23 protein-coding genes and 1 pseudogene are annotated in these 20,706 nt (G+C 68.0%); 18 read left to right on the forward strand and 6 right to left on the reverse strand.

Going from position 1 to position 20,706, the window contains the following annotated elements; genetic code table 11:
• The first annotated feature begins 1 nt into the window (after position 1).
• The 4 genes from DEU38_RS05175 to holA all read left to right on the forward strand — a co-directional run bounded on the left by DEU38_RS05175 (position 2) and on the right by holA (position 5,234).
• A complete protein-coding gene (locus DEU38_RS05175; RefSeq protein ID WP_114719061.1) occupies positions 2-880 on the forward strand; it encodes a DegV family protein in 879 nt (292 codons plus the stop codon).
• Between the two features lie 69 nt (positions 881-949).
• Positions 950-1,873 (forward strand): ComEA family DNA-binding protein, encoded by a 924-nt coding sequence (locus DEU38_RS05180; RefSeq protein WP_114719062.1) that lies wholly within the window; start codon positions 950-952, stop codon positions 1,871-1,873.
• Positions 1,870-4,260 (forward strand): ComEC/Rec2 family competence protein, encoded by a 2,391-nt coding sequence (locus DEU38_RS05185; protein WP_114719063.1) that lies wholly within the window; start codon positions 1,870-1,872, stop codon positions 4,258-4,260. Before DEU38_RS05180 ends, DEU38_RS05185 begins: the two co-directional genes overlap by 4 nt.
• A complete protein-coding gene (holA, locus tag DEU38_RS05190; RefSeq protein ID WP_114719064.1) occupies positions 4,257-5,234 on the forward strand; it encodes a DNA polymerase III subunit delta in 978 nt (325 codons plus the stop codon). The genes DEU38_RS05185 and holA overlap by 4 nt, the downstream gene beginning before the upstream one ends.
• 171 nt (positions 5,235-5,405) lie before the next feature.
• Here holA and rpsT read toward each other — a convergent pair whose 3' ends face one another.
• A complete protein-coding gene (gene rpsT, locus DEU38_RS05195) occupies positions 5,406-5,666 on the reverse strand; it encodes a 30S ribosomal protein S20 (protein WP_114719065.1) in 261 nt (86 codons plus the stop codon).
• Positions 5,667-5,918: 252 nt separating this feature from the next.
• Here rpsT and DEU38_RS05200 point away from each other — a divergent pair, with 252 nt between their 5' ends.
• Positions 5,919-6,752, forward strand: coding sequence for an aquaporin (locus tag DEU38_RS05200; protein ID WP_114719066.1), 834 nt, complete (start codon positions 5,919-5,921; stop codon positions 6,750-6,752).
• A 69-nt stretch (positions 6,753-6,821) separates the two neighbouring features.
• Here the strand turns inward: DEU38_RS05200 and DEU38_RS05205 are convergent, their stop codons facing one another.
• The gene (locus DEU38_RS05205) at positions 6,822-7,379 is read right to left on the reverse strand and encodes a type II toxin-antitoxin system PemK/MazF family toxin (protein WP_114719067.1); all 558 of its coding nucleotides are present in this window, start codon (positions 7,377-7,379) and stop codon (positions 6,822-6,824) included.
• Between the two features lie 325 nt (positions 7,380-7,704).
• Here DEU38_RS05205 and DEU38_RS05210 point away from each other — a divergent pair, with 325 nt between their 5' ends.
• Positions 7,705-8,196 (forward strand): PH domain-containing protein, encoded by a 492-nt coding sequence (locus tag DEU38_RS05210; protein ID WP_147283455.1) that lies wholly within the window; start codon positions 7,705-7,707, stop codon positions 8,194-8,196.
• Positions 8,197-8,619: 423 nt separating this feature from the next.
• Here the strand turns inward: DEU38_RS05210 and DEU38_RS05215 are convergent, their stop codons facing one another.
• Entirely contained in the window at positions 8,620-8,832 is a 213-nt protein-coding gene (locus DEU38_RS05215) for a hypothetical protein (protein ID WP_114719069.1), read from the reverse strand.
• Between DEU38_RS05215 and DEU38_RS28985 the strand changes: the two genes are divergently transcribed.
• On the forward strand, positions 8,831-9,022 hold the full coding sequence (locus DEU38_RS28985; protein WP_258557638.1) for a hypothetical protein: 192 nt from the start codon (positions 8,831-8,833) through the stop codon (positions 9,020-9,022). The two genes, DEU38_RS05215 and DEU38_RS28985, sit on opposite strands and share 2 nt — an antisense overlap.
• Before the next feature lie 8 nt (positions 9,023-9,030).
• Here the strand turns inward: DEU38_RS28985 and DEU38_RS29745 are convergent.
• Positions 9,031-9,258: pseudogene (locus tag DEU38_RS29745) on the reverse strand (hypothetical protein); the annotation flags it as partial.
• Between DEU38_RS29745 and DEU38_RS05225 the strand changes: the two are divergent.
• Genes DEU38_RS05225 through DEU38_RS05235 form a run of 3 tightly spaced genes read left to right on the forward strand, consistent with a single transcriptional unit; the run spans position 9,149 to position 12,382 of the window.
• Entirely contained in the window at positions 9,149-9,547 is a 399-nt protein-coding gene (locus DEU38_RS05225; RefSeq protein WP_114719070.1) for a tyrosine-type recombinase/integrase, read from the forward strand. The pseudogene DEU38_RS29745 and the gene DEU38_RS05225 sit on opposite strands and share 110 nt — an antisense overlap.
• 28 nt (positions 9,548-9,575) lie before the next feature.
• Complete coding sequence (gene lepA, locus DEU38_RS05230; protein ID WP_114719071.1) at positions 9,576-11,438, forward strand: translation elongation factor 4; 1,863 nt, start codon at positions 9,576-9,578, stop codon at positions 11,436-11,438.
• Positions 11,439-11,449: 11 nt separating this feature from the next.
• Positions 11,450-12,382 carry a nitronate monooxygenase family protein gene (locus DEU38_RS05235; protein WP_114719072.1) on the forward strand — a complete coding sequence of 311 codons (933 nt, stop codon included), beginning with the start codon at positions 11,450-11,452 and terminating at the stop codon, positions 12,380-12,382.
• Between the two features lie 10 nt (positions 12,383-12,392).
• Here the strand turns inward: DEU38_RS05235 and DEU38_RS05240 are convergent, their stop codons facing one another.
• Both DEU38_RS05240 and DEU38_RS05245 read right to left on the reverse strand, forming a co-directional pair.
• Positions 12,393-12,767, reverse strand: coding sequence for a VOC family protein (locus tag DEU38_RS05240; protein ID WP_114719073.1), 375 nt, complete (start codon positions 12,765-12,767; stop codon positions 12,393-12,395).
• A gap of 49 nt (positions 12,768-12,816) precedes the next feature.
• Positions 12,817-14,787 (reverse strand): glycoside hydrolase family 15 protein, encoded by a 1,971-nt coding sequence (locus tag DEU38_RS05245; protein ID WP_114719388.1) that lies wholly within the window; start codon positions 14,785-14,787, stop codon positions 12,817-12,819.
• 129 nt (positions 14,788-14,916) lie between these two features.
• Here DEU38_RS05245 and DEU38_RS29750 point away from each other — a divergent pair, with 129 nt between their 5' ends.
• The 8 genes from DEU38_RS29750 to DEU38_RS05280 all read left to right on the forward strand — a co-directional run bounded on the left by DEU38_RS29750 (position 14,917) and on the right by DEU38_RS05280 (position 20,697).
• Positions 14,917-15,006, forward strand: a complete 90-nt coding sequence (locus DEU38_RS29750; protein ID WP_368077022.1) for an Ms4533A family Cys-rich leader peptide — start codon at positions 14,917-14,919, stop codon at positions 15,004-15,006.
• Between the two features lie 249 nt (positions 15,007-15,255).
• Positions 15,256-16,287 (forward strand): sulfate ABC transporter substrate-binding protein, encoded by a 1,032-nt coding sequence (locus DEU38_RS05250; protein ID WP_114719074.1) that lies wholly within the window; start codon positions 15,256-15,258, stop codon positions 16,285-16,287.
• 92 nt (positions 16,288-16,379) lie between these two features.
• Positions 16,380-16,604: a hypothetical protein gene (locus tag DEU38_RS05255; RefSeq protein WP_114719075.1), complete on the forward strand. Its 225-nt coding sequence runs from the start codon at positions 16,380-16,382 to the stop codon at positions 16,602-16,604.
• Positions 16,605-16,744: 140 nt separating this feature from the next.
• A complete protein-coding gene (locus DEU38_RS29755; RefSeq protein WP_397484315.1) occupies positions 16,745-16,834 on the forward strand; it encodes an Ms4533A family Cys-rich leader peptide in 90 nt (29 codons plus the stop codon).
• A 200-nt stretch (positions 16,835-17,034) separates the two neighbouring features.
• A complete protein-coding gene (locus tag DEU38_RS05265; RefSeq protein ID WP_114719077.1) occupies positions 17,035-18,066 on the forward strand; it encodes a sulfate ABC transporter substrate-binding protein in 1,032 nt (343 codons plus the stop codon).
• A complete protein-coding gene (gene cysT / locus DEU38_RS05270; RefSeq protein ID WP_397484317.1) occupies positions 18,066-18,950 on the forward strand; it encodes a sulfate ABC transporter permease subunit CysT in 885 nt (294 codons plus the stop codon). The genes DEU38_RS05265 and cysT overlap by 1 nt, the downstream gene beginning before the upstream one ends.
• Positions 18,947-19,753 carry a sulfate ABC transporter permease subunit CysW gene (cysW, locus tag DEU38_RS05275; RefSeq protein ID WP_114719079.1) on the forward strand — a complete coding sequence of 269 codons (807 nt, stop codon included), beginning with the start codon at positions 18,947-18,949 and terminating at the stop codon, positions 19,751-19,753. The genes cysT and cysW overlap by 4 nt, the downstream gene beginning before the upstream one ends.
• On the forward strand, positions 19,750-20,697 hold the full coding sequence (locus DEU38_RS05280; RefSeq protein WP_114719080.1) for a sulfate/molybdate ABC transporter ATP-binding protein: 948 nt from the start codon (positions 19,750-19,752) through the stop codon (positions 20,695-20,697). Before cysW ends, DEU38_RS05280 begins: the two co-directional genes overlap by 4 nt.
• Positions 20,698-20,706: the final 9 nt, after the last annotated feature.

Genomic DNA, 20,706 nt, shown 5'->3' on the forward strand with positions numbered 1-20,706 from the left:
CGTGCCTGTCGTCGTAGTCACCGACTCCTCCGCCTGTCTGTCGCCCGAACTGGTGGACCGGTACGGCATTCGGGTCGTCCCGCTGCATCTGCTCAGCGGTGGCACGGATCTGCGTGACGGCATCGACGACGTCCCGGACGATCTGTCGGGCGTGACCACCTCGGGCGCGTCTCCGGGAGAACTCGGCGACGCGTATGCGGCGGCGTTGGCCGACAGCTGCGGCGACGGGGTGGTGGCCGTCCACATCTCGCGGCAGCTGTCGGGCACGTGGGAGGCGGGCCGGCAGGCGGCGCACAAGCTGGGGGAGATGGTCCGCATCGTCGACTCGGAGTCGACGGGGATGGGTCTGGGTTACCCGGCGCTGGCCGCGGCGCGGGTCGCGCGCGCGGGAGGCAGCCTCAAGTCGGTGTATCAGAGAGCCGTCGAGGTCGCGGCGCGCGGACGGACGTCGATCGTCGTCGACCGCCTGGACCATCTGCGACGCGGTGGCCGGATCGGAACCGCTGCGGCGCTGCTCGGCACCGCGTTGGCGATGAAGCCGGTCCTGCACCTGGTCGACGGCAAGCTGGTGCTGCGCGAGAAGACACGGACCTCGACGAAGGCGCTCGCGAAACTGGTCGATGCGGCCGTGGAGCAGGCGGGCGCGGAGCGCGCGGCGATCGCGGTGCATCATTCGCAGGCGCCCGAGCGTGCCGAGGAGATCGCCGCGCAGCTGAAGGAACGGATCCCGGATGTCAGCGAACTGATCGTCACCGAGATCGGGTCCGTGCTCGGCGCGCACGTCGGACCGGGTGCGATCGGCATCGTCGTCTGTCCCGGGGGCGCCGACGCGGCGCTGCCGGAACACGATTCCGGGCCGTCATCCACAGCCGATCTCTGATCCACAGGATTTCTTTCCGGCGGGCTCTCCGGGGTTCCGCCGTCGCGGCGGGACCCTACCGTCGGCGTCATGGGTACCGATCAGGATCGTGCGCGGGTGCGGCGACGGCTCGCCTCGGCTGCCGTGCTGCCGCCGTCGGCTCGTGTCGGGTCGAGCGGCCGCGACCACGACGACGACTCCGATAACGCTGTGGGGGAGGCGCACCCACGCGCCTGGGCTCCCGAGTGGCTGGCCGAGGCAACCGAGGCGGACGATTTCTCCGCCGAACCGGGCCCCGAACGTCCGTCTCCGCGCTGGCCCGGCGCCCGGCTGAGTCCCGGTCGTCGTGGTGCCGCGGCGCTCGTCGTCGTCGCGCTGGTGGCGGCGGGAATCGCGGCGGTGACGGTGTGGCGGGACAGGCCCACCGCACAGGTGGTTCCGCCGCTGCCTGCCGTGGAGGTCCGGGACGTCGGGGCCGGAGACACCGAAGTTGCCGAGAGCGTCTCCCCACAGGCGGCGCTGCCCGCACCCCCGGAACCGGCTGCCCAGGTGGTGGTGAGTGTCGTGGGCTTGGTCAATCAGGCGGGTCTGGTGCTGCTGCCACCGGGGTCGAGGATCGCCGACGCGCTCGCCGCGGCCGGCGGCCCGCGACCCGGCGCGGATGTGTTGGGGCTCAACATGGCCGAGCGTGTCGACGATGGCGACCAGATACTGGTGGGGGTCGCCCCGGCCGAGGGCGCGCCGGTCACGGTCGGCAGCGCCCGCGTGAGCTCGGGGGCGAGCGCGGCGGCGGCCACACCCGGCGCGACTGCGAAGGCCGTCGCCAAGGTCAACCTGAACACCGCCGGGGAGGCGGAGCTGGACGCGCTGCCGGGGGTGGGCCCGGTCACCGCCGCCGCGATCGTGGCGTGGCGCCAGACCAACGGCAAGTTCACCGACATCGCGCAACTGGGGGAGGTGGACGGTATCGGTCCGGCGCGGCTGGCGAAGCTGCGCGAACTGGTGGTGCTGTGACGGAGCGGGAGCACCAGCTCGATCTCAGACTGGTTCCGGCCGCGCTCGTGAGTTGGGGTGTCATGCTCCTGGGACTGCACGCCGGGTGGCGCTGCGCGGTGGTGGCGGCGGTGGTCCTCGCGTGCGTCGGGACGGTGCTGGCCGTTCCGATTCTCGTGCGCCGTCGGACCGGCGCCGACGCGCGCGGATCGCGGTGGGCGATGATCGCGGCGGGTCTCTTGGCGGCCACGCTGATCGGATCCGGGTTTGCGGTGGCGATCGCGGTGCGCACCCACGCCGTGGAAGCCCATCCCCTCGCCGAGCGCGCCGAGGCCGGTGGTTCGGCAACCCTGTCCGTGGTGCTCGACGACGATCCGAAGCCGCTGCGGAGCGCAGGGTTCGGGGGCGGGCGTCAGCTGATGATCCGGGCGTCGTTGCGCGCGGTCACCGACCGCGGAACGGAGATCCGCGCGGGCGGCGCGGTTCTGGTGTTCGCGGAGGGGCCCGAATGGGCTGCCCTGCTTCCCGGACAGCGGCTCACACTGCGGGGTCGTCTCGACACACCGCAGCGCAGTGACCTCACCGTCGCCGTGGTGCGGGCCACCGGTCCGCCGTCCGGCGTCGGCCCACCGCCCGTGATCCAGCGCTGGGCGGGGGCGATCCGTGATCGGCTGGCGACGGCGACCGCCGAGGCACTCCCCGCGGATCAGGCCGGGTTGTTGCCCGGACTCGTCGTCGGCGATGTCTCCGCGCTGCCGCAGGAAGTGAAGGACGAGTTCACCGCGGCCGGGCTCTCGCACCTGACAGCCGTGTCCGGCGCGAACATTTCGATCGTCCTCGGTGCAGTCCTGTTGGTGGTGCGGGGGATCGGGGTTGGCCCGCGCGCCGGGGCGCTGTTGGCGGGCGTGGCGCTGGCTGCCTTCGTCGTGGTCGCCCGGCCCTCCCCGAGTGTGCTGCGCGCCGCGGCGATGGGCTGTATCGCACTGTTGGCGTTGACGACCGGACGGCGGAAGCAGGCGATCCCCGCACTCGCCGGCTCGGTGATCGTGCTGCTCGCGCTGTTTCCGGCGCTCGCTGTCGATTTCGGGTTCGCGCTGTCGGTGGCCGCGACCGCCGGACTGGTGCTGGTGTCTCCGGTGTTGGTGGAACGGCTCCGGGCGCGGGGCTGGCCGCGTTGGCTCGCCGAGACGTGGGCGGTCGCGGTGGCGGCGTTCGTCGTGACCGCACCGCTCGTGGCCGCGATGTCGGGCACGGTGAGCGTGGTGTCGATCGTCGCGAACGTCCTCGTCGCGCCGGTGGTCGCACCGATCACGATCGTCGGGGCGGTGACGGCGATCCTGGCGTCCGTGTGGCTCCCGGCGGCCGCCCTCGTCGTCCGGATCGCGGGCCCGCCGCTGTGGTGGCTCCTCGAGGTGGCGGACCGGGCCGCGGCGGTGCCGGGAGGGACGGTGGTCGTCGCCGGTGGGCTGACCGGAGCGGTGATCGTGTCGGTCGGCGTCGTGCTGGCGGGGTTGGCGATGCGGTACCGATCTTCGCGCCGCATGCTGCTGGCGCTCGGCATCGGTGTCGCGACGATATGGGTACCGACGCGGCTGTACTCGCCGGGATGGCCCGCGGCCGGTTGGCGGTTCATCGCGTGCGACGTCGGTCAGGGCGACGGTCTGGTCCTGGCGGCGGGCGACGGTCGGGCCGTCGTCGTCGATGCGGGACCCGAGCCGCGGGCAATGGACCAGTGCCTGCGCCGTCTCGGTGTGGACGAGATCGCGCTCGTGATCATCACCCACCTACACGCCGACCATTACGGCGGACTCGACGGCGTCCTCGGCGACCGGGCAGTCGGCGCGGTGGCGATCGGTCCGGCCGACCTTCCCCGGGGCGGCTTCCGCTTCGTGTCGGCCGCCGCCTCACGGGCCGGAGCCGGGCTGCTGCGGCTCGAACCGGGGCGCGAACTGACGGTGGCCGACCTGCGGATGACGGTGCTGGGTCCTCTGGTCCCGACGCCGCGTGACCCCGCGGCCGCCGACGACGCCGCCAACGACGGCTCGCTGGTGATCATGGCCGAGACTCCCGCCGGCCGCATCCTGCTGACCGGCGACGTGGAGGAGTCCGGCCAGCGGGCGTTGCTGCGCTCGGGGGTGTCGCTGCGCGCGGACGTCCTGAAGTTGCCGCACCACGGATCCCGCACCACCGCACCGGAATTCCTCGCCGCGGTCCGGCCCCGGGTCGCGGTCGTGAGCGTGGGCGCCGACAACCTGTTCGGGCATCCCAATCCCGGCATCGTCGCGAAGGTCGGCGCACTCGGCGCGGTGACGATGCGAACCGACCGCGACGGCGACGTCGCGGTGGTTCGGTCCGGGTCCGGGGCACTTGCGGTGGTGGGGCGCTCTCATGGCACCATCGTCCGGTGAGCACCTCTACGCGGCCCGAATCGCTCCACCTCGTTCTCGGTGACGAGGAGTTGTTGGTCGAGCGGGCGGTCGCCTCGGTCATCGCCGCCGTCCGCGCCGCGGCCGGTTCGGCGGCGGAGGACGTTCCGGTCTCGCGGTTGCGCGCGGGGGACACCAGTGCTCCGGAGTTGGCGGAACTGCTCAGCCCCTCCCTGTTCGCGGAGGATCGGGTGCTCGTGCTCGAGGCCGCGGCCGAGGCCGGCAAGGACGCGGTGGCCCTCGTGCAGGACGCGGCCGCGGACCTCCCCGAGGGCGTGGTGCTGGTCGTGCTCCACTCCGGCGCCGGCCGGGCGAAGGCGATGGCAGGTGTGCTCCAGAAGTCGGGTGCCACCGTGCACCAGTGCGCCAAGCTCAAGCCCGGTGAGCGGGTGGAATTCGTCCGGGGAGAGTTCCGTGCCGCGGGTGTGCGAGTCTCGCCCGAGGTAATCGAGTTGGTCGTCGAATCCGTGGGATCGGACCTGCGTGAACTGGCCGCTGCGTGTTCGCAGCTGGTGGCCGATACCGGTGGCAAGATCGACGCCGTCGCGGTCCAGCGGTACTACTCCGGCAAGGCCGAGGTGTCGGGCTTCGATGTCGCCGACAAGGCGGTGGCCGGCGATCGGCGTGGCGCCATGGAGGCCCTACGGTGGGCCATGCATCGCGGTGTCCCGCACGTCCTCCTCGCCGATGCCCTCGCCGACGCGGTCCACACCATCGCGCGGGTCGGCTCGGCCGGCCGGGGCGACCCGTTCCGGATGGCGTCGGAGCTGGGAATGCCGCCGTGGAAGATCAAGAAAGCGCAGGGACAGGCGCGCGGGTGGGACCCGGCATCGATCGGTGAGGCGCTGCAGGTGGTCGCCAAGCTCAATGCCGACGTGAAGGGCCAGGCCGCCGACGCGGACTTCGCCGTCGAGTGGGCGGTCCAGCGGGTCGTGGCGCTCCACGGCGGCCGCTGACGGGCGCCGACCGGCCGGATTCGGGCGGGGTCGGGGTCGTGTCCCGGCCGGATCCGCCTCCCGCCAGTCCGAGTTCCACACCGCCTCGTCCGCGCACGGAAAAGAGCCCCCGATCGATGATCGGGGGCTCTTTTCTACAGAGCTTGCGACGGCGGAACCGTCAGAAACTTGTCAGAGAGAGTTGGCGACCTGCGCAAGCGCCGACTTCTTGTTGGCAGCCTGGTTGGCGTGAATGACGCCCTTGCTGGCTGCCTTGTCGAGCTTGCGGCTGGTGGCGACGAGGAGCTCGTTGGCCTTGTCCTTGTCACCGGCTGCCGCGGCCTCGCGGAAGGAACGGATCGCCGTACGCAGCGAGGACTTGACCGACTGGTTGCGGAGTCGGTTGCGCTCGTTGGTGCGGATCCGCTTCACCTGGGACTTGATATTGGCCACGCGTAAAATCCTGTCGTCTTTGCTGGTTACTGTCGAAAAGCTCTGAGCGCATGGGTGCGCCGACCGACGACACTACCAGCATCGGCACGGCGATCTCAAACCGACGGTCGTCCGGTTCGCGTTTTCGTGGCGGAACCGGCGCTCCCGCATACCGATTCGGACTCGGGCCTATCCGAAATCCCGGGAAACCGACCTTCTTGTACGTAAAGTCCCGATCGACAACGCAGGCAACGCGGTTCGAGAGGTGGGTGTATGTCGACAGCCAAGGATATTGCGGACGAGGGGTCGAATTCCGGCCTGAAGAAGTACCGGGCTGAGGGCACGGCACAGGAGATTGCGGAGAAGGAGCCGATCTCCGATCTGAAGAAGTACCTGGCCGAGGGCGTAGGGACCTTCGTGCTCGTCTTCTCCGCAATCGGTACTGCAGTTTTCGCGGGGGCCAAGGTCGGTCAGCTCGGTATCGCGCTTGCGTTCGGTCTGACGCTGATGTTCCTCGTCTACTCGATCGGCCCGATCTCGGGATGCCACGTGAACCCCGCGGTGACGTTGGGCCACTTCATCCTCGGCCGCATCTCCGCAGCCAAGGCCGGCCTGTACGCGCTCGCGCAGGTGATCGGTGGTCTTTTCGCCGGGTTGGCGGTGTATGCGATCGCGCAGAGCCTGCCGACCTACGACCGAAAGACCGACGGACTCGCCGCGAACGGCTGGGGCATCCACAGTCCGTCGGCGGAGAGCGGACCGCTGGGCAAGCTCATCGAGCCCGGCTACGGCATCGGTGCGGCGATGACGATCGAGATCCTGCTGACGGCACTGCTCGTGTTCGTCGTCCTCGCCTCGACCGATCAGCTTTCGGATGTGCCCCTCGCGGGTGTTTCCATCGGCTTCACCCTCGCGGTGATCCACCTCATCTCGATCCCGATCGACAACACGTCCGTCAACCCGGCCCGCAGCTTCGCGGTTGCTCCGTTCCAGGACGGTGCAATGGGTCAGGTGTGGTTGTTCATCGTCTTCCCGCTGATCGGCGGCGCGCTCGGTGCAGTCATCTATCGCGCGCTGTTCGGTCGATTCGATCGTCTCAACGACTGACCGCAATAAGTGACGGAAGGGTTCGCCGCACGGGATGCGGCGGACCCTTCCTTTCGTTTGTTCGAGAACTCAGCTCCAGCTGTAGTCCGACCGCAGGCGCGCGGCGATCGCCTCGAAGCGGGGGCGATCGAGAATGGCGCCCTCGCGACGGATGCCCGCCTCCGGGACGTCCAGGACGCGATCGAGGCGAACCCAGCTGGGGCGGTGCTCCGAATCCCACGTGCCGGTGCCCAGGGCCAACCAGTTGCGGTCGTCGTCCCGCTCGCGGTTCGACGACAGCATCAACCCCAGCAATGTGTGGCCGTCCCGCCCGACGACGAGGACCGGACGGTCCTTGCCCTGACGCGGGTCCTCTTCGTAAGCGACCCACGTCCAGACGACCTCGCCCGGATCGGCCTGCCCGTCGAGGCTGGGGGAGTATTCGATCCGGCGGGCGCGGTGCGCGGTGGGCGCCGAGGAGTGTGCGACGGGGCGGCCGGGCTTGACCCCCGGGTGTCCGGATCCACTGATCGCCTCGGTCGCGCGTTTGACGGTCCCGGAGTTCTGTAATTGCTTCAGCAGCTTCGGGCCCTGCGCGACGGCGAAGTCTCCCAGCTTTCTGCCGATGCTGCCCCACGTGCTCGCCATGGTGCCCGAGCTTAGTTGTGTCCGGTGCCGCCGACCGTGCACCGAGAAATCGGCGTTGCGTGTGATTGGACCATCCTTGCGCCGTGACAGTGGCCCGCCAACGGGCCGGTACCAGTCCAGGTAAGGGGCCCGGAAATCAGCAGCTTCGCCGACAAGACGTTCACGGATCCCGCGAAGATCCGGAACTCCTGCATCATCGCGCACATCGTGCACGGCGAGTCCCACCACCTGGGATGATCGCATTACTGCAGGTCACGCTGTTTTATAGGTTCGGTTGAGTCGGCTGAATCTGCCCGCTTTCGACGCTGGTGCGGGACCAGTGAAGATGGGCCGGTTCTTCGGATTCCAGGCGGCCTCAGCCCTCACTCAGTACGTCCACACCGATGAGCGCGTCGTCGAGCTCGCCCAGGGCGTCTATGGCGGCAAGCAGGGCATGCTCGTCCTGACCACGCAGCGCCTGTTCTTCTTCGACAAGTCGCTCTTCGGCGCGCAGGTTGAAGAGTTCGAGTTCTCAGCCATCGGGTCACTGGGTCACGCGAAGAAGATGGGCGGCGAGGTCATCAGCATCTCGATTTCGGGCCGTTCGGCAGAGATCAAGCAGGTTGCGCACGGCCGCGCTGAGACGTTCATCCAGGCGTTCAGGAAGGTGAAGGCCGATGCGTCGGCTCCGTCAGCTCCCGCCCCGATCGTGATGCAGGCCGCCGCGGCGCCGGATATTGCCGACCAGATCAAGAAGCTCGCGGACCTGCCGGATATGGGCGTGCTCGGTGAGGACGAGTTCGCGACGAAGAAGGCGGAGCTGCTGGCTCGGATGTGATTGTCGGACCCGGCGCGTAGGTTGCGCGATGTGGACGGAGGGAAGCCGGCGGCAGCCGTCCCGCGCGCCTCACCCCCCTTTGAGTGGGGCGGCCAGCCATACCTTCGGGAGGCTGTCAATTTGCCGATTTCACCTATACCCTCCCCACACCACAACGTGACACAGCCAGCACAAGCGGCTAGTTTTTCGGCATCCGGCAGAATTTGCCGTACAGCCACTATCACTTGAAGGAGTTAGCTATGGGTTCGTTCTCCGAGTTCACGCTGGTCGAAAACATTGCCGGCATTGTCAGCTGGGCTTTCGGAGGTCTCGTTATCCTCGGCATCGCCGGTGCACTGAGCGCCGCTAGCTGACCGGCACGCGAAACCGTTCCTGTGAACGCAGAAGTGGCCCCCACTCCTCGGGTGAGGGTGGGGGCCATTGTCATGCCAGTGGTTCGAGTGCATCGACGGCTTCCTGTTCCGCCATCCGGCGTTCGGTGAAGGCGACGTGTTCGAGCGCCATTTTCTGTGCGAACCGTTGCAGGTGCACAGCCTGGTCGGCGCAAGTGTCGGGATCGTGTCCACCGAGGCTGTAGCAGGCGACTCGGTATGCGCGGGGCATGTGTTCGTCGGGTAGTTCGAAGGTGATTTGCATGGTGCTCCTATGGCTGGGTTGCGATGACGATGTCGGTGCCGCCGATCTTCACGACCAGTTCGCGTGGGTCGACTTCGCGCCAGATCCAATGGCCGTGCCATTCTGGTCGCCAGACGTTGCGGCATTCCGCCCAAGAGCCACGCCGAACCCGCAACTGGCGGTGGTGCTGAAGCCGAAAGCGGTGTCGTAGGTTCCGGTCGCTTTTGCCGTATATCCGACAGCAGTGGCATTGTCTGCCGCCTGAGCAGAGCAGCCGACTGCTGCCGCGGTGGCTCCCGCAGATGAGTTGAGTCGAATCGCGACAGAGCCGTTCCCTATGACGGGAACAGTTACCGTTGCCCCGGAGCCAATCACCACATGGCCCGTTCCTGACGGGGACGTCATTGCCGCGTTGCGTCCGATCGCGATCGAACCATCACTTCCCATCAGGCCCAGGATCTGCCTTCTCCGTCAACGCGTCATCGTGCGCCGGGACTGCGGTCTGCCTGACGGGAAGAGCTTCCACGACCTCCGGCACCTCTTCGCGTCGACGCTGATTTTCGCGGGTGCGTCGGTCCCGATGGTGGCTCAGTATTTAGGACATAAGTCGCCAGCTGTCACACTGGACGTCTATGCGCACCTGTGGCCGGGAGATGATGAACGGGCACGGGACGCGGTGGATATGGTTCTGGTGCGGGACCAGTGCGGGACAGGCAACCGGACCGGGTCGATGTAGGTGCGCGAGTGAGACGAGGGAATAGGGCTTGACCAGCAACTTCGCAGAGAAAACATTCACGGATCCCGCGAAGATCCGGAACTTCTGCATCATCGCGCACATCGACCACGGCAAGTCGACGCTGGCGGACCGGATGCTGCAGCTGACCGGGGTCGTCGAGGAGCGCGCGATGCGCGCCCAGTACCTGGACCGCATGGATATCGAGCGTGAGCGCGGCATCACGATCAAGGCGCAGAACGTGCGGCTGCCATGGACGGTCGAGAACGAGGACGGCACGACCGAAGAGATCGTCCTGCACCTCATCGACACGCCGGGCCACGTCGACTTCACCTACGAGGTCTCTCGCGCGCTCGAGGCGTGTGAGGGTGCGGTGCTGCTCGTCGATGCCGCCCAGGGCATCGAGGCGCAGACTCTGGCCAATCTGTACCTGGCGATGGAGAAGGACCTCACCATCATCCCGGTGCTCAACAAGATCGACCTGCCGGCCGCCGATCCCGACCGGTACGCCGCGGAGATCGCGCACATCGTCGGCTGTGAACCCGAGGACGTGCTGCGGGTCTCCGGCAAGACCGGTGTCGGTGTGAAGGAACTGCTCGACGAGGTCGTCAAGCAGGTGCCCGCCCCGGTCGGCGACGCGGACGGTCCGGCGCGCGCGATGATCTTCGACTCCGTGTACGACGCGTACCGCGGCGTCGTCACCTACGTGCGTGTGGTGGACGGCAAGATCCGTCCCCGCGAGAAGATCACGATGATGTCGACCGGCACCACGCACGAGCTGCTCGAGGTGGGAATCATCTCGCCCGAGCCCAAGGCCACCGTCGGCCTGGGCGTCGGGGAGGTCGGCTATCTGATCACCGGTGTGAAGGACGTGCGGCAGTCGAGGGTCGGCGACACGGTCACCACCTTCCGCAACGGCGCGTCCGAGCCGTTGACCGGTTACCGCGACCCCAAGCCGATGGTCTACTCGGGCCTGTACCCGATGGACGGTTCCGACTACCCGGTGCTGCGTGACGCGCTCGACAAGCTGCGGCTCAACGACGCGGCGCTCGCCTACGAGCCGGAAACCTCGGTGGCCCTCGGTTTCGGCTTCCGTTGTGGGTTCCTCGGCCTGCTGCACATGGAGATCACCCGGGACCGACTCGAGCGCGAGTTCGGCCTCGACCTCATCTCCACCGCGCCGAACGTGGTCTACCGAGTCGTGATGGAGGACGGCGCCGAGCACGAGGTGACCAACCCGTCGTACTGGCCGGAGGGCAAGGTGCGCGAGGTGTACGAGCCGATGGCCAAGTGCACCGTGATCGCGCCGAGCGAGTACACCGGCGCGATCATGGAGCTGTGTCAGTCCCGACGCGGTGAGCTCGGTGGCATGGACTACCTCTCGGAGACCCGCGTCGAGCTGCGCTACACGCTGCCGATGGGCGAGATCATGTTCGACTTCTTCGACGCCCTCAAGTCGCGGACCAAGGGCTACGCGAGCCTCGACTACGAGGAGTCGGGTGAGCAGCAGGCGGCGCTGGTGAAGGTGGACATCCTGCTGCAGGGCGAGACCGTCGACGCGTTCAGCGCGATCGTGCACAAGGACGCCGCGTTCGCCTACGGCAACAAGATGACCACCAAGCTGCGCGAGCTGATCCCGCGTCAGCAGTTCGAGGTGCCGATCCAGGCCGCGATCGGCTCGAAGATCATTGCGCGCGAGAACATTCGCGCGATCCGCAAGGACGTGCTCGCGAAGTGCTACGGCGGCGACATCAGCCGTAAGCGCAAGCTGCTCGAGAAGCAGAAGGAGGGCAAGAAGCGGATGAAGACCATCGGTCGCGTCGAGGTCCCGCAGGAAGCCTTCGTCGCGGCGCTGTCGAACGAGTCGGTGGCGGACAAGCCCAAGGGCAAGTAGGAGGGGACGCGATGATCGGCACCTGGTTGACCCGTGAGCTCGGGCTGGAGGTGCCGATCTTCGGTGCCCCGATGGGCGGACGGGCCGGCGGCGAACTGGCCGGTCAGGTCACTCGGGCGGGCGGGCTGGGGCTGCTCGGTGCGGCGCGCTATTCGACGCCGGAGTGGATCGCGGCGGAGTCGGCGGTCGCCCGCGAGATCGGCGGCGGGCCACTCGGCATCGGCCTCATGACGTGGTCGCTCGACGCCGACGACTCGCTGCTCGAGGCGGCGCTCGCCGAGAAGCCGCGTGTCGTGTCGCTGTCGTTCGGTGATCCGGCACCCTACGTCGACCGGGTGCACGCAGCCGGCGCATTGGCGGTCTCGCAGGTCAACACCGTCGAGGATCTCCGTGTGGTGGAGCGGGCGGGCGTCGACCTCGTGATCGCGCAGGGCGGCGAGGCCGGCGGGCACACCGGACGGATCGGCACGCTGCCGCTGCTGCAGGAGGTGCTCGACGCCACGAGCCTGCCCGTGCTCGCGGCCGGCGGCATCGGCACCGGCCGCGGCCTGGCGGCGGTGATCGCCGCAGGTGCGGTGGGCGCGATGATCGGCACCGCTCTGCTCGCGAGCCCCGAGACGATCGGCCCGGAGTATGCGCGGCGGAAGCTGATCGAGGCCGGCAGCGCCGACACCGTCTACACGTCGATCTTCGACCAGGCCCGCGATCAGCCGTGGCCGGCCCGCTGGGGTGGTCGCGCGCTGTCCAACGACTACACCGCGAAGTGGCACGCGAAGGGTGCGGACAACGAAACCCTCGCCGCCGCTTACGATCCGGCGGACAGCAATCAGGGTGTTGTGTACGCGGGGGAGGCGGCCGGGCTCGTGACGTCGGAACGACCGGCGGGCGATGTGGTGCGCGCGATCGCGGCCGACGCGGAGAGTCTGCTCCGCCGGACGTTCTGAGTCGGCGCAGCTACTCCGGGCGGTGGCAGACCGCCTCGACGTTGTTGCCGTCGGGGTCGCGCACGAATGCGCCGTAGTAGTCCGGGTGGTACTCCGGCCAGATACGCGGCTTGTGCAGCACCTCCGCCCCTGACTCGACCGCCGCGGCGAAGAACGCGTCGACCGCGGCGCGAGACTCGGCCACGAACGCGATGTGCGACTCGCGGAACCCGGCGTCGGCGGGTACCCGCGGGCTGATCCAGAAGTCTGGATGCGGCGGGACGCCGTACCCGATGACGGGTCCGTACTCCTTGATTCGAACACCGCCGAGCGGAGCGAGCACCGCGTCGTAGAAGGCTGCACCGGCTGCGGGGTCGGCACATTGGATTCCGAGGTGATCCAGCATGCGTCGATCGTCACACAGGCCACCGACATTCGCGGCCGTTCCGCAACGATCACGAAGGGCCGTGCGCGGGCTGGAACGTCCCGGTGTGGCCGGTTTCCTCGGCGCGGATGACGTGGACGACGGCATTGATGAGGGCCAGGTGGGTGAACGCCTGCGGGAAGTTGCCCAGGTGTCGGCCACTCTTGGGGTCGATCTCCTCGCCGTAGAGCTTGAGCGGGCTCGCGAACGAAAGCAGCCGTTCACACAGGTCCCTGGCCCGCTGCACCTCCCCGATCTCGACGAGCGCGGACACGAGCAGGAACGAGCAGATCGTGAACGTGCCCTCCTTGCCGGACAGGCCGTCGTCGGTGGACTCGACGCGGTAGCGGAGCACGAGTCCGTCCTCGGTGAGTTCGTCCGCGATCGCCAGGACCGTCGCCCGGATCCGGGGATCGTCGGCGGGCAGGAACCGCAGCAGTGGTGCCAGCAGCAGTGAGGCGTCGAGGGACGGGTGCCCGTAGCGCTGCGTGAATACCCCGCGTTCGTCGACGCCGTGCTCGAGGATGTCGGCCTTGACTTCGTCGGCGATCTCGGACCACCGCGCCGCGTAGGCCTTCTCGCCGTGCAGGTTGGCGAGCTTGACGCCGCGGTCGAGCGCCACCCAGCACATGATCTTCGACGATGTGAAGTGCTGCGGCTCGCCGCGCACCTCCCAGATCCCGCGGTCCGGCTCACGCCAGTGTTCGATGACCTCCTGGACCTGCCGCTCGAGCAGCGGCCACAACGTCTCGGGGACCTGGTCGCGGGACCGGACGTGCAGGTACACCGAGTCGAGCAGGGTTCCCCAGATGTCGTGCTGGTTCTGGTTGTAGGCGTCGTTGCCGATCCGCACGGGCAGGGCCCCGTCGTACCCCTTCAGGTGACTGAGCTCCTCTTCGACGAGGGTGTGCTCGCCGCCGACCCCGTACATCACCTGCAGTGGGGCCGGATCGCCGTCGTCCGACTGCGCAGCGTCGAAGATGAACGAGAAGAAGTCGTTGGCTTCACGATCGAGCCCGAGGGTGTAGAGGCCCCAGAGCGCGAACGTCGAATCCCGCACCCATGCGTACCGGTAGTCCCAGTTACGTTCGCCACCGGGGGTTTCCGGCAGTGACGTGGTGGGTGCGGCGAGCAGGGCGCCGGTCGGTGCGTAGGTCAGGCCCTTGAGAGTCAGTGCGCTGCTCTGCAGGTGGCTCCGCCACGGATGGTCGGGGAAACGCCCGATCGTCACCCATTGTCTCCAGCACTCGGTGGTCTGCCACATCTTGTCGGCGGCTTCCTCGAAGGTCTGCGGGGCCGTCGGCTCCGACCACGACAAGGCCACGAACGCGTTGTCGCCCTCCACCATGCGGGTGCGCGCGCGGGCCTCGCGCCCCTCGAGTCCGAGCCGCAGATTCGACGTCAGCCGCAGCGTCGGCTGCTCGCCCGGGGCGGCGGTGCGGCACGTGGCGGTGGCCTCCTCGTACACGTTTCCGGTGTACTCCCAGTGCGCCGGGGCGCGGTGGTAGTCGAACGCCGGCTCACAACTCATCTCCAACTCGACGGTGCCGCTCACGCACTTGACGGTCCGCAACAGGATGTGTTCGGCGTCCCAGTCCGACGGTGTCCGACGGCGCGTGGGGGAGCGCTGTTCGTTGGCGTGCCACGGGCCCATCACGAGTGCGTCACGCACGATCAGCCAGCCGGTCTGGGTCTGCCACGTGGTCTCGAGGATCAGCCCACCCGGCAGGTAGCGCCGCGCAGACGGCACGTTCTGGCCGTACGGTCCGATCTGGAAGTGTCCGGCGCTACGGTCGAGGATCGCGCCGAACACACTGGGGGAGTCGGGGCGCGGGACGCACATCCACTCGACCGCGCCGTTGCGTGCGACCAGGCAGTTCGTCTCGCAGTCGGAGAGGAAGGCGTAGTCGTCGATCGGCGGGAAGACGCTGCGACGCCTCGGTGCGACCTCGTCGGAATCTCTGATCGGCGTGGTCACGGACTGCTCGGCCTGCGACGTCATCCCCTCATCATCGACCCGTGCGTCGGTCAGCGTCCACAGTTCGGCGGAGGTCTCCGGCAGGGTTGTTCGGGTTCTTCGGCATCGTTCCGACTGTTCGATTACGGACGGACGTCTGCTATCGTCGGCGACGTGTCTGCTGCCGCCGCTCACCGCATCCGCCATGAACTGGCGTTGATTGCCGTCGGCGGGCTTGCAGTTGCGGATATTCACTGTTGCTGATGCGGGTCTCGGCGTTCGCTTGCGCGTAGATCCGGTCTCGACCGCACCTCTGTCGTAACCCCAGTTCCCCGCCGGCCGCGGGGAACTTCCCGTGCGCGGCTCGTGCCGAACGCCGTCAACTCCAGGACATCTGTCCGAGTTCCGACTTCAGTGTTCCGTTTTCCGTTCCGCTCTTCTCGACCCGGCATGTGCCGGGTCGGTTCTCGTACGGCATCCACAGCACCTGTGAGCCTGGTAGGAAGGCAATCCATGAGGCACCGTTCCCGTTCGTTCCTGACCGCACTCGCCGCGATCGGCGCAGTCGCGCTGACCGCGTGCGGCGGCGGCTCGAGTGACGTCGTCGGTGGCGCCGATACCGGCGCCGACGGCAGCGGCGGCACGATCAATTTGTTCGCATACGCGGTTCCCAAGCCGGGATTCGACAAGGTCACCGCCGCATTTGCCGAGACCGAGGAGGGCAAGGGGGTGCGATTCAACCCGTCCTACGGGGCCTCGGGTGACCAGTCGCGGAAGGTCAAGGACGGCGCGCAGGCCGACTTCGTGAACTTCTCGGTCGAACCCGACATCACTCGCCTCGTCGATGCCGGCCTCGTCGACGAGGACTGGAACAACGACGCCTACAAGGGGATTCCGTTCGGGTCGGTCGTGACGATCGTCGTCCGTGAGGGCAACCCGAAGAACATCCAGGACTGGGACGACCTGCTCCGGCCCGGTATCGAGGTCGTGACCCCGAACCCGTTCAGCTCCGGCTCGGCGAAGTGGAATCTGTTGGCCCCCTATGCCGCGAAGAGCGACGGTGGCAAGAACCCGCAGGCCGGTCTCGACTACCTCGGCAAGCTGGTCGGCGAGCACGTCAAGGTGCAGCCGAAGTCCGGCCGCGAGGCCACCGAGACGTTCCTGCAGGGGACCGGTGACGTGCTGCTCAGCTACGAGAACGAGGCGCTCTTCACCGAACGGAACGGTGATCCGGTCGAGCACGTGACCCCGCCGACCACCTTCAAGATCGAGAACCCGGTGGCGGTGATCTCGAACAGTCCGAACATTGCCCAGGCGACCGCATTCCGTGACTACCTGTACACGTCGGAGGCACAGAAGCTGTGGGCGGAGGCCGGTTTCCGGCCTGTCGATCCGGCTGTCGCGAAGGAGTTCGCGGCCGACTTCCCGCAGCCGCAGCAGTTGTGGACCATCGCGGACCTCGGCGGCTGGTCCGCCGTCGACGCGGAACTCTTCAAGCAGGGGACGGGCAGTATCGCCGTCATCTACGAGAACGCGACGAAGTAGGGACCGCGCGGGTTCCCGTGCCGCCGGTGACCGAACATGGCGACTGATGCGCCGTGTTCGGTCACCGTTTCGTCAGCGGCTAGGGTGGTCGGGTGGATCAACTCGCGAACTGGTGGGACGGCGCCGAACTGTGGGTCGCCGGCCTGCCGTTCATCCCCCAGGTCGTCCTGGTGATCGCGGTGATGATTCCTGCCTGCTTCGGGATCGCCTGGGCGCTCGACCGCGTGCTGTCCGCGCTGTTTGCGGCGGTCGGTCGCCCCGATCCGGCCGATTCCGACGTCCGGGTGGACGCACACACGAAGGTGGAGGGTTCCTGATGCCGCGCTCACGCGTGACCTTGGCGCTGATCGCGCTGATCGTCCTGGTCGTCATCGCCTGGTACTTCACCCGCTGACCGTCCGTGCCGGCGGATCGCGCCATTCGGACGTCGGTTCCGTGCTCTGCTAAAGTCTGCCGCGTGTCTGTAGTCGTCGCGCACCAGGTCCGCCATGAACTGGCGTTGATCGCTGTCGGCCGACTCGCAGTCGCCGACATCGACTGTTGTTGATTCCTGTCTCGGTGTTCGCTCTGTCGTGACACGCGCGTTCGATCCGAACGCGCTCTCTCCTCCCGTTCCGCTCAAGCGGTGACGTGCACCGCGAACACCTCCCCGCATCCAGGCCTCATTCGAACCGACCGACCGTCCGGTCGGGGGTCTTCGGCGCGAGCTCTTCTGCATCTGCCGGCACTGTAGGAAGGTAAATCCGTATGAAGCATCGGTCCCGCTCGTTCCTGACTGCGCTCGTCGCGGTCGGAGCAGTCGCTCTTGCCGGGTGTAGCGGCGGCTCGAGCGATGTCATGGGCGGAGTCGACGTCGGTGCGGACGGCAGCGGCGGCACGATCAACATGTTCGCCTACGGAGTCCCGAAGCCCGGCTACGACAAGGTGACCGCCGCGTTCGCCCAGACCGGCGAGGGCGCGGGGGTGCGGTTCAACCCGTCGTACGGGGCGTCCGGCGACCAGTCGCGGAAGGTGAAGGACGGTGCCCAGGCGGACCTCGTCAGCTTCTCCGTCGAGCCGGAGATCACGCGCCTCGTCGAGGAGGGGCTGGTCGACGACAGCTGGAACAAGGACACCTACGGCGGTGTCCCGTTCGGGTCCGTGGTGACGCTCGTCGTCCGCGAGGGCAATCCGAAGAACATCGGCGACTGGGACGACCTGCTCCGGCCGGGCGTCGAGGTCGTGACCCCGAACCCGTTCAGCTCCGGGTCGGCGAAGTGGAACCTGCTGGCTCCCTATGCGGCCGCGAGCGACGGCGGGCGGAATCCGAAGGCCGGTCTCGACTATCTCGGCAAGCTGATCGGTGAGCACGTGAAGGTGCAGCCGAAGTCCGGCCGCGAGGCGACCGAGATGTTCCTGCAGGGGACCGGTGACGTGCTGCTCAGCTACGAGAACGAGGCGCTGTTCACCGAACGCAAGGGTGATCCGGTGGAGCACGTGACCCCGCCGGTGACCTTCAAGGTCGAGAACCCGGTGGCGGTGGTCTCGACCGGTCGGAACGCATCCACCGCGGTCACGTTCCGTGATTTCCTGTATACCCCCGCGGCGCAACGGCAGTGGGCGGAGGCCGGCTTCCGGCCCGTCGACCCGGCCGTCATGGCCGAGTACGCCGCCGACTTCCCGGAACCGCAGCAGCTGTGGACCGTCGCCGACCTCGGTGGCTGGGACACCGTCGACAAGGATCTGTTCGAGCAGGACTCGGGCCGGATCGCCGCTATCTACGAGAACGCGACGAAGTGATGACGACAGTGACGACTCAGGCGCCACAGCCGACCGTGCCGGCCGCACCACCGCGGAAACCGAAGGGACGCTTCCGGCGCCGGTTCGCCGTCACCGGCGCGGTCGGTCCGTTGGGGATCGGGATCGCGGCGTTGTGGCTCAGCATCATCGTGTTGCTGCCCCTGGCGGCGCTGACAGTGACATCGTTCGAGGACGGGTGGTCCGGGTTCTGGGACGCGGTCACCGCGCCCGGCGCCCTGGCGGCGCTCCGTGTGACGATCGTGGTGTCGGTGATCGTTGCCCTGATCAACGTGGTGATGGGCACGATGATCGCGTGGGTGCTGGTGCGGGACGAGTTCCCGGGCAAGCGGATCGTGGGGTCGCTGATCGATCTTCCGTTCGCGTTGCCGACCATCGTCGCCAGCATCGTGCTGCTGTCGCTGTACGGGCCGCAGAGCCCGATCGACGTGCATCTCAATGCGACTCAGCCCGGCCTGATCGTGGCGCTCGCGTTCGTCACCCTGCCGTTCGTGGTCCGGTCGGTGCAGCCGGTGCTGATGGAGGCCGACCGCGAGGTGGAGCAGGCCGCGGCATCGCTCGGCGCGAACAACTGGACGATCTTCCGTCGAGTGGTGCTGCCGACGCTCGCACCCGCGATCATCAGTGGCGCCGGGCTCGCCTTCGCCCGCGCGATCGGCGAGTACGGCTCGGTGGTGCTGATCGGCGGCAACATCCCGCGCGAGACCCAGGTGGCCTCGCAGTACATCCAGCAGCAGATCGAGATCGACCGTCCCGTCAGTGCGGCGGCGGTGTCGGTGACCCTGCTGGCAATCGCCTTCGCGACGTTGTTCGTGCTGCGTATCTTCGCCGCGCGCAACCAGCGCCGAGAGGAGCAGGCGCAGTGAAGATCTCACCCTGGGCGCGGATAAGCCTGCGCACCATCGTCCTCGGCTACCTGTTCGTACTCCTGATCGTGCCGATCGGCGTGATCCTGTACCGCACCTTCGAGCACGGATTCGTCGCCTTCTACCACGCGATCAGCACCCCGGCCGCGATCTCGGCGCTCAACCTGTCGCTGCTGATCGTCGCGATCGTGGTGCCGATCAACGTCATCTTCGGCATCGTCACCGCGCTGGCCCTCGTGCGGGGTCGTTTTCCCGGCCGCGGGCTGCTCCAGTCCGTCGTCGACCTTCCGTTCGCGGTGTCGCCGATCGTTGTCGGCGTCTCGCTGATCCTGCTGTGGGGTGCGAACGGGTGGTTCGGCGGCGTCGAGTCGCTCGGCTTCAAGGTGATCTTCGGGTTGCCCGGCATGGTGATCGCCACGATCTTCGTGACCCTGCCGTTCGTGGTGCGCGAGGTGGAACCCGTGCTGCACGAGATCGGGGACGAGCAGGAGCAGGCCGCGGCCACGCTCGGGGCGTCCAAGTGGCAGACGTTCTCCCGGATCACCCTTCCGGCGATCCGCTGGGGCCTGACGTACGGCATCGTCCTCACCGTCGCCCGCGCTCTCGGCGAGTTCGGTGCCGTCATCATGGTCTCGTCGGGCATTCCCGGCCAGTCGCAGACCCTGACCCTGCTCGTGCACTTCCGTTACATCGATGACCACAACACCTTCGGGGCCTACGCCGCGGCGACACTGCTGATGTCGATCGCTGTGGTGACCCTCCTGCTGATGACTCTGCTCGACCGTAAGAGGAGCACGACATGATTACCGTGACCGGGGCACGCAAGAACTACGGCGATTTCGCCGCGCTCGACGACGTCACCCTCGACATCCCGTCGGGCTCGCTCACGGCGCTGCTCGGGCCCAGCGGTTCGGGCAAGTCGACGCTGCTGCGGTCCATCGCCGGCCTCGAGCAGCCCGACTCGGGCACCATCACGATCGCCGGGAAGGACGTCACCGGGGTACCGCCGCAGAAGCGCGACATCGGCTTCGTGTTCCAGCACTACGCGGCGTTCAAGCACATGACGGTGCGCGACAACGTCGCGTTCGGCCTCAAGATCCGCAAGCGTCCCAAGGCCGAGATCGCCAAGAAGGTCGACGACCTGCTCGCGATCGTCGGACTCGACGGTTTCCAGCACCGCTACCCGGCGCAGCTGTCCGGTGGTCAGCGTCAGCGCATGGCGCTGGCCCGCGCCCTCGCCGTGGACCCGCAGGTGCTGCTGCTCGACGAGCCGTTCGGCGCGCTCGACGCCAAGGTGCGCGACGACCTGCGCACGTGGCTGCGGCGCCTGCACGACGAGGTGCACGTGACCACGGTCCTGGTCACCCACGACCAGGAGGAGGCGCTCGACGTCGCCGACCGGATCGCGGTCCTCAACAAGGGGCGGATCGAGCAGGTCGGTACCCCACAGGAGCTGTACGACACCCCGGCCAACGACTTCGTGATGTCGTTCCTCGGGCCCGTGGCGCGGCTCAACGGGCAGCTGGTGCGCCCGCACGATCTGCGGCTCGAGCGCACCCAGATCCCGCAGTCGTTCGCGGCCACAGTCTCCCGCGTCGTGCACCTCGGGTTCGAGGTGCGGGTGGAGTTGCAGCCCAAGACCGGCGCGCAGGAACTCTCGGCCCAGATCACCCGCAGCGACGCCGAGATGCTCGGCTTGCGGGAGGGCGAGACGGTGTACGTCCGGCCCACAGACATCACCGGGTAGCGCGGGAAG

The sequence above is a fragment of the Rhodococcus sp. AG1013 genome, assembly GCF_003350365.1.
Classification (GTDB): domain Bacteria; phylum Actinomycetota; class Actinomycetes; order Mycobacteriales; family Mycobacteriaceae; genus Prescottella.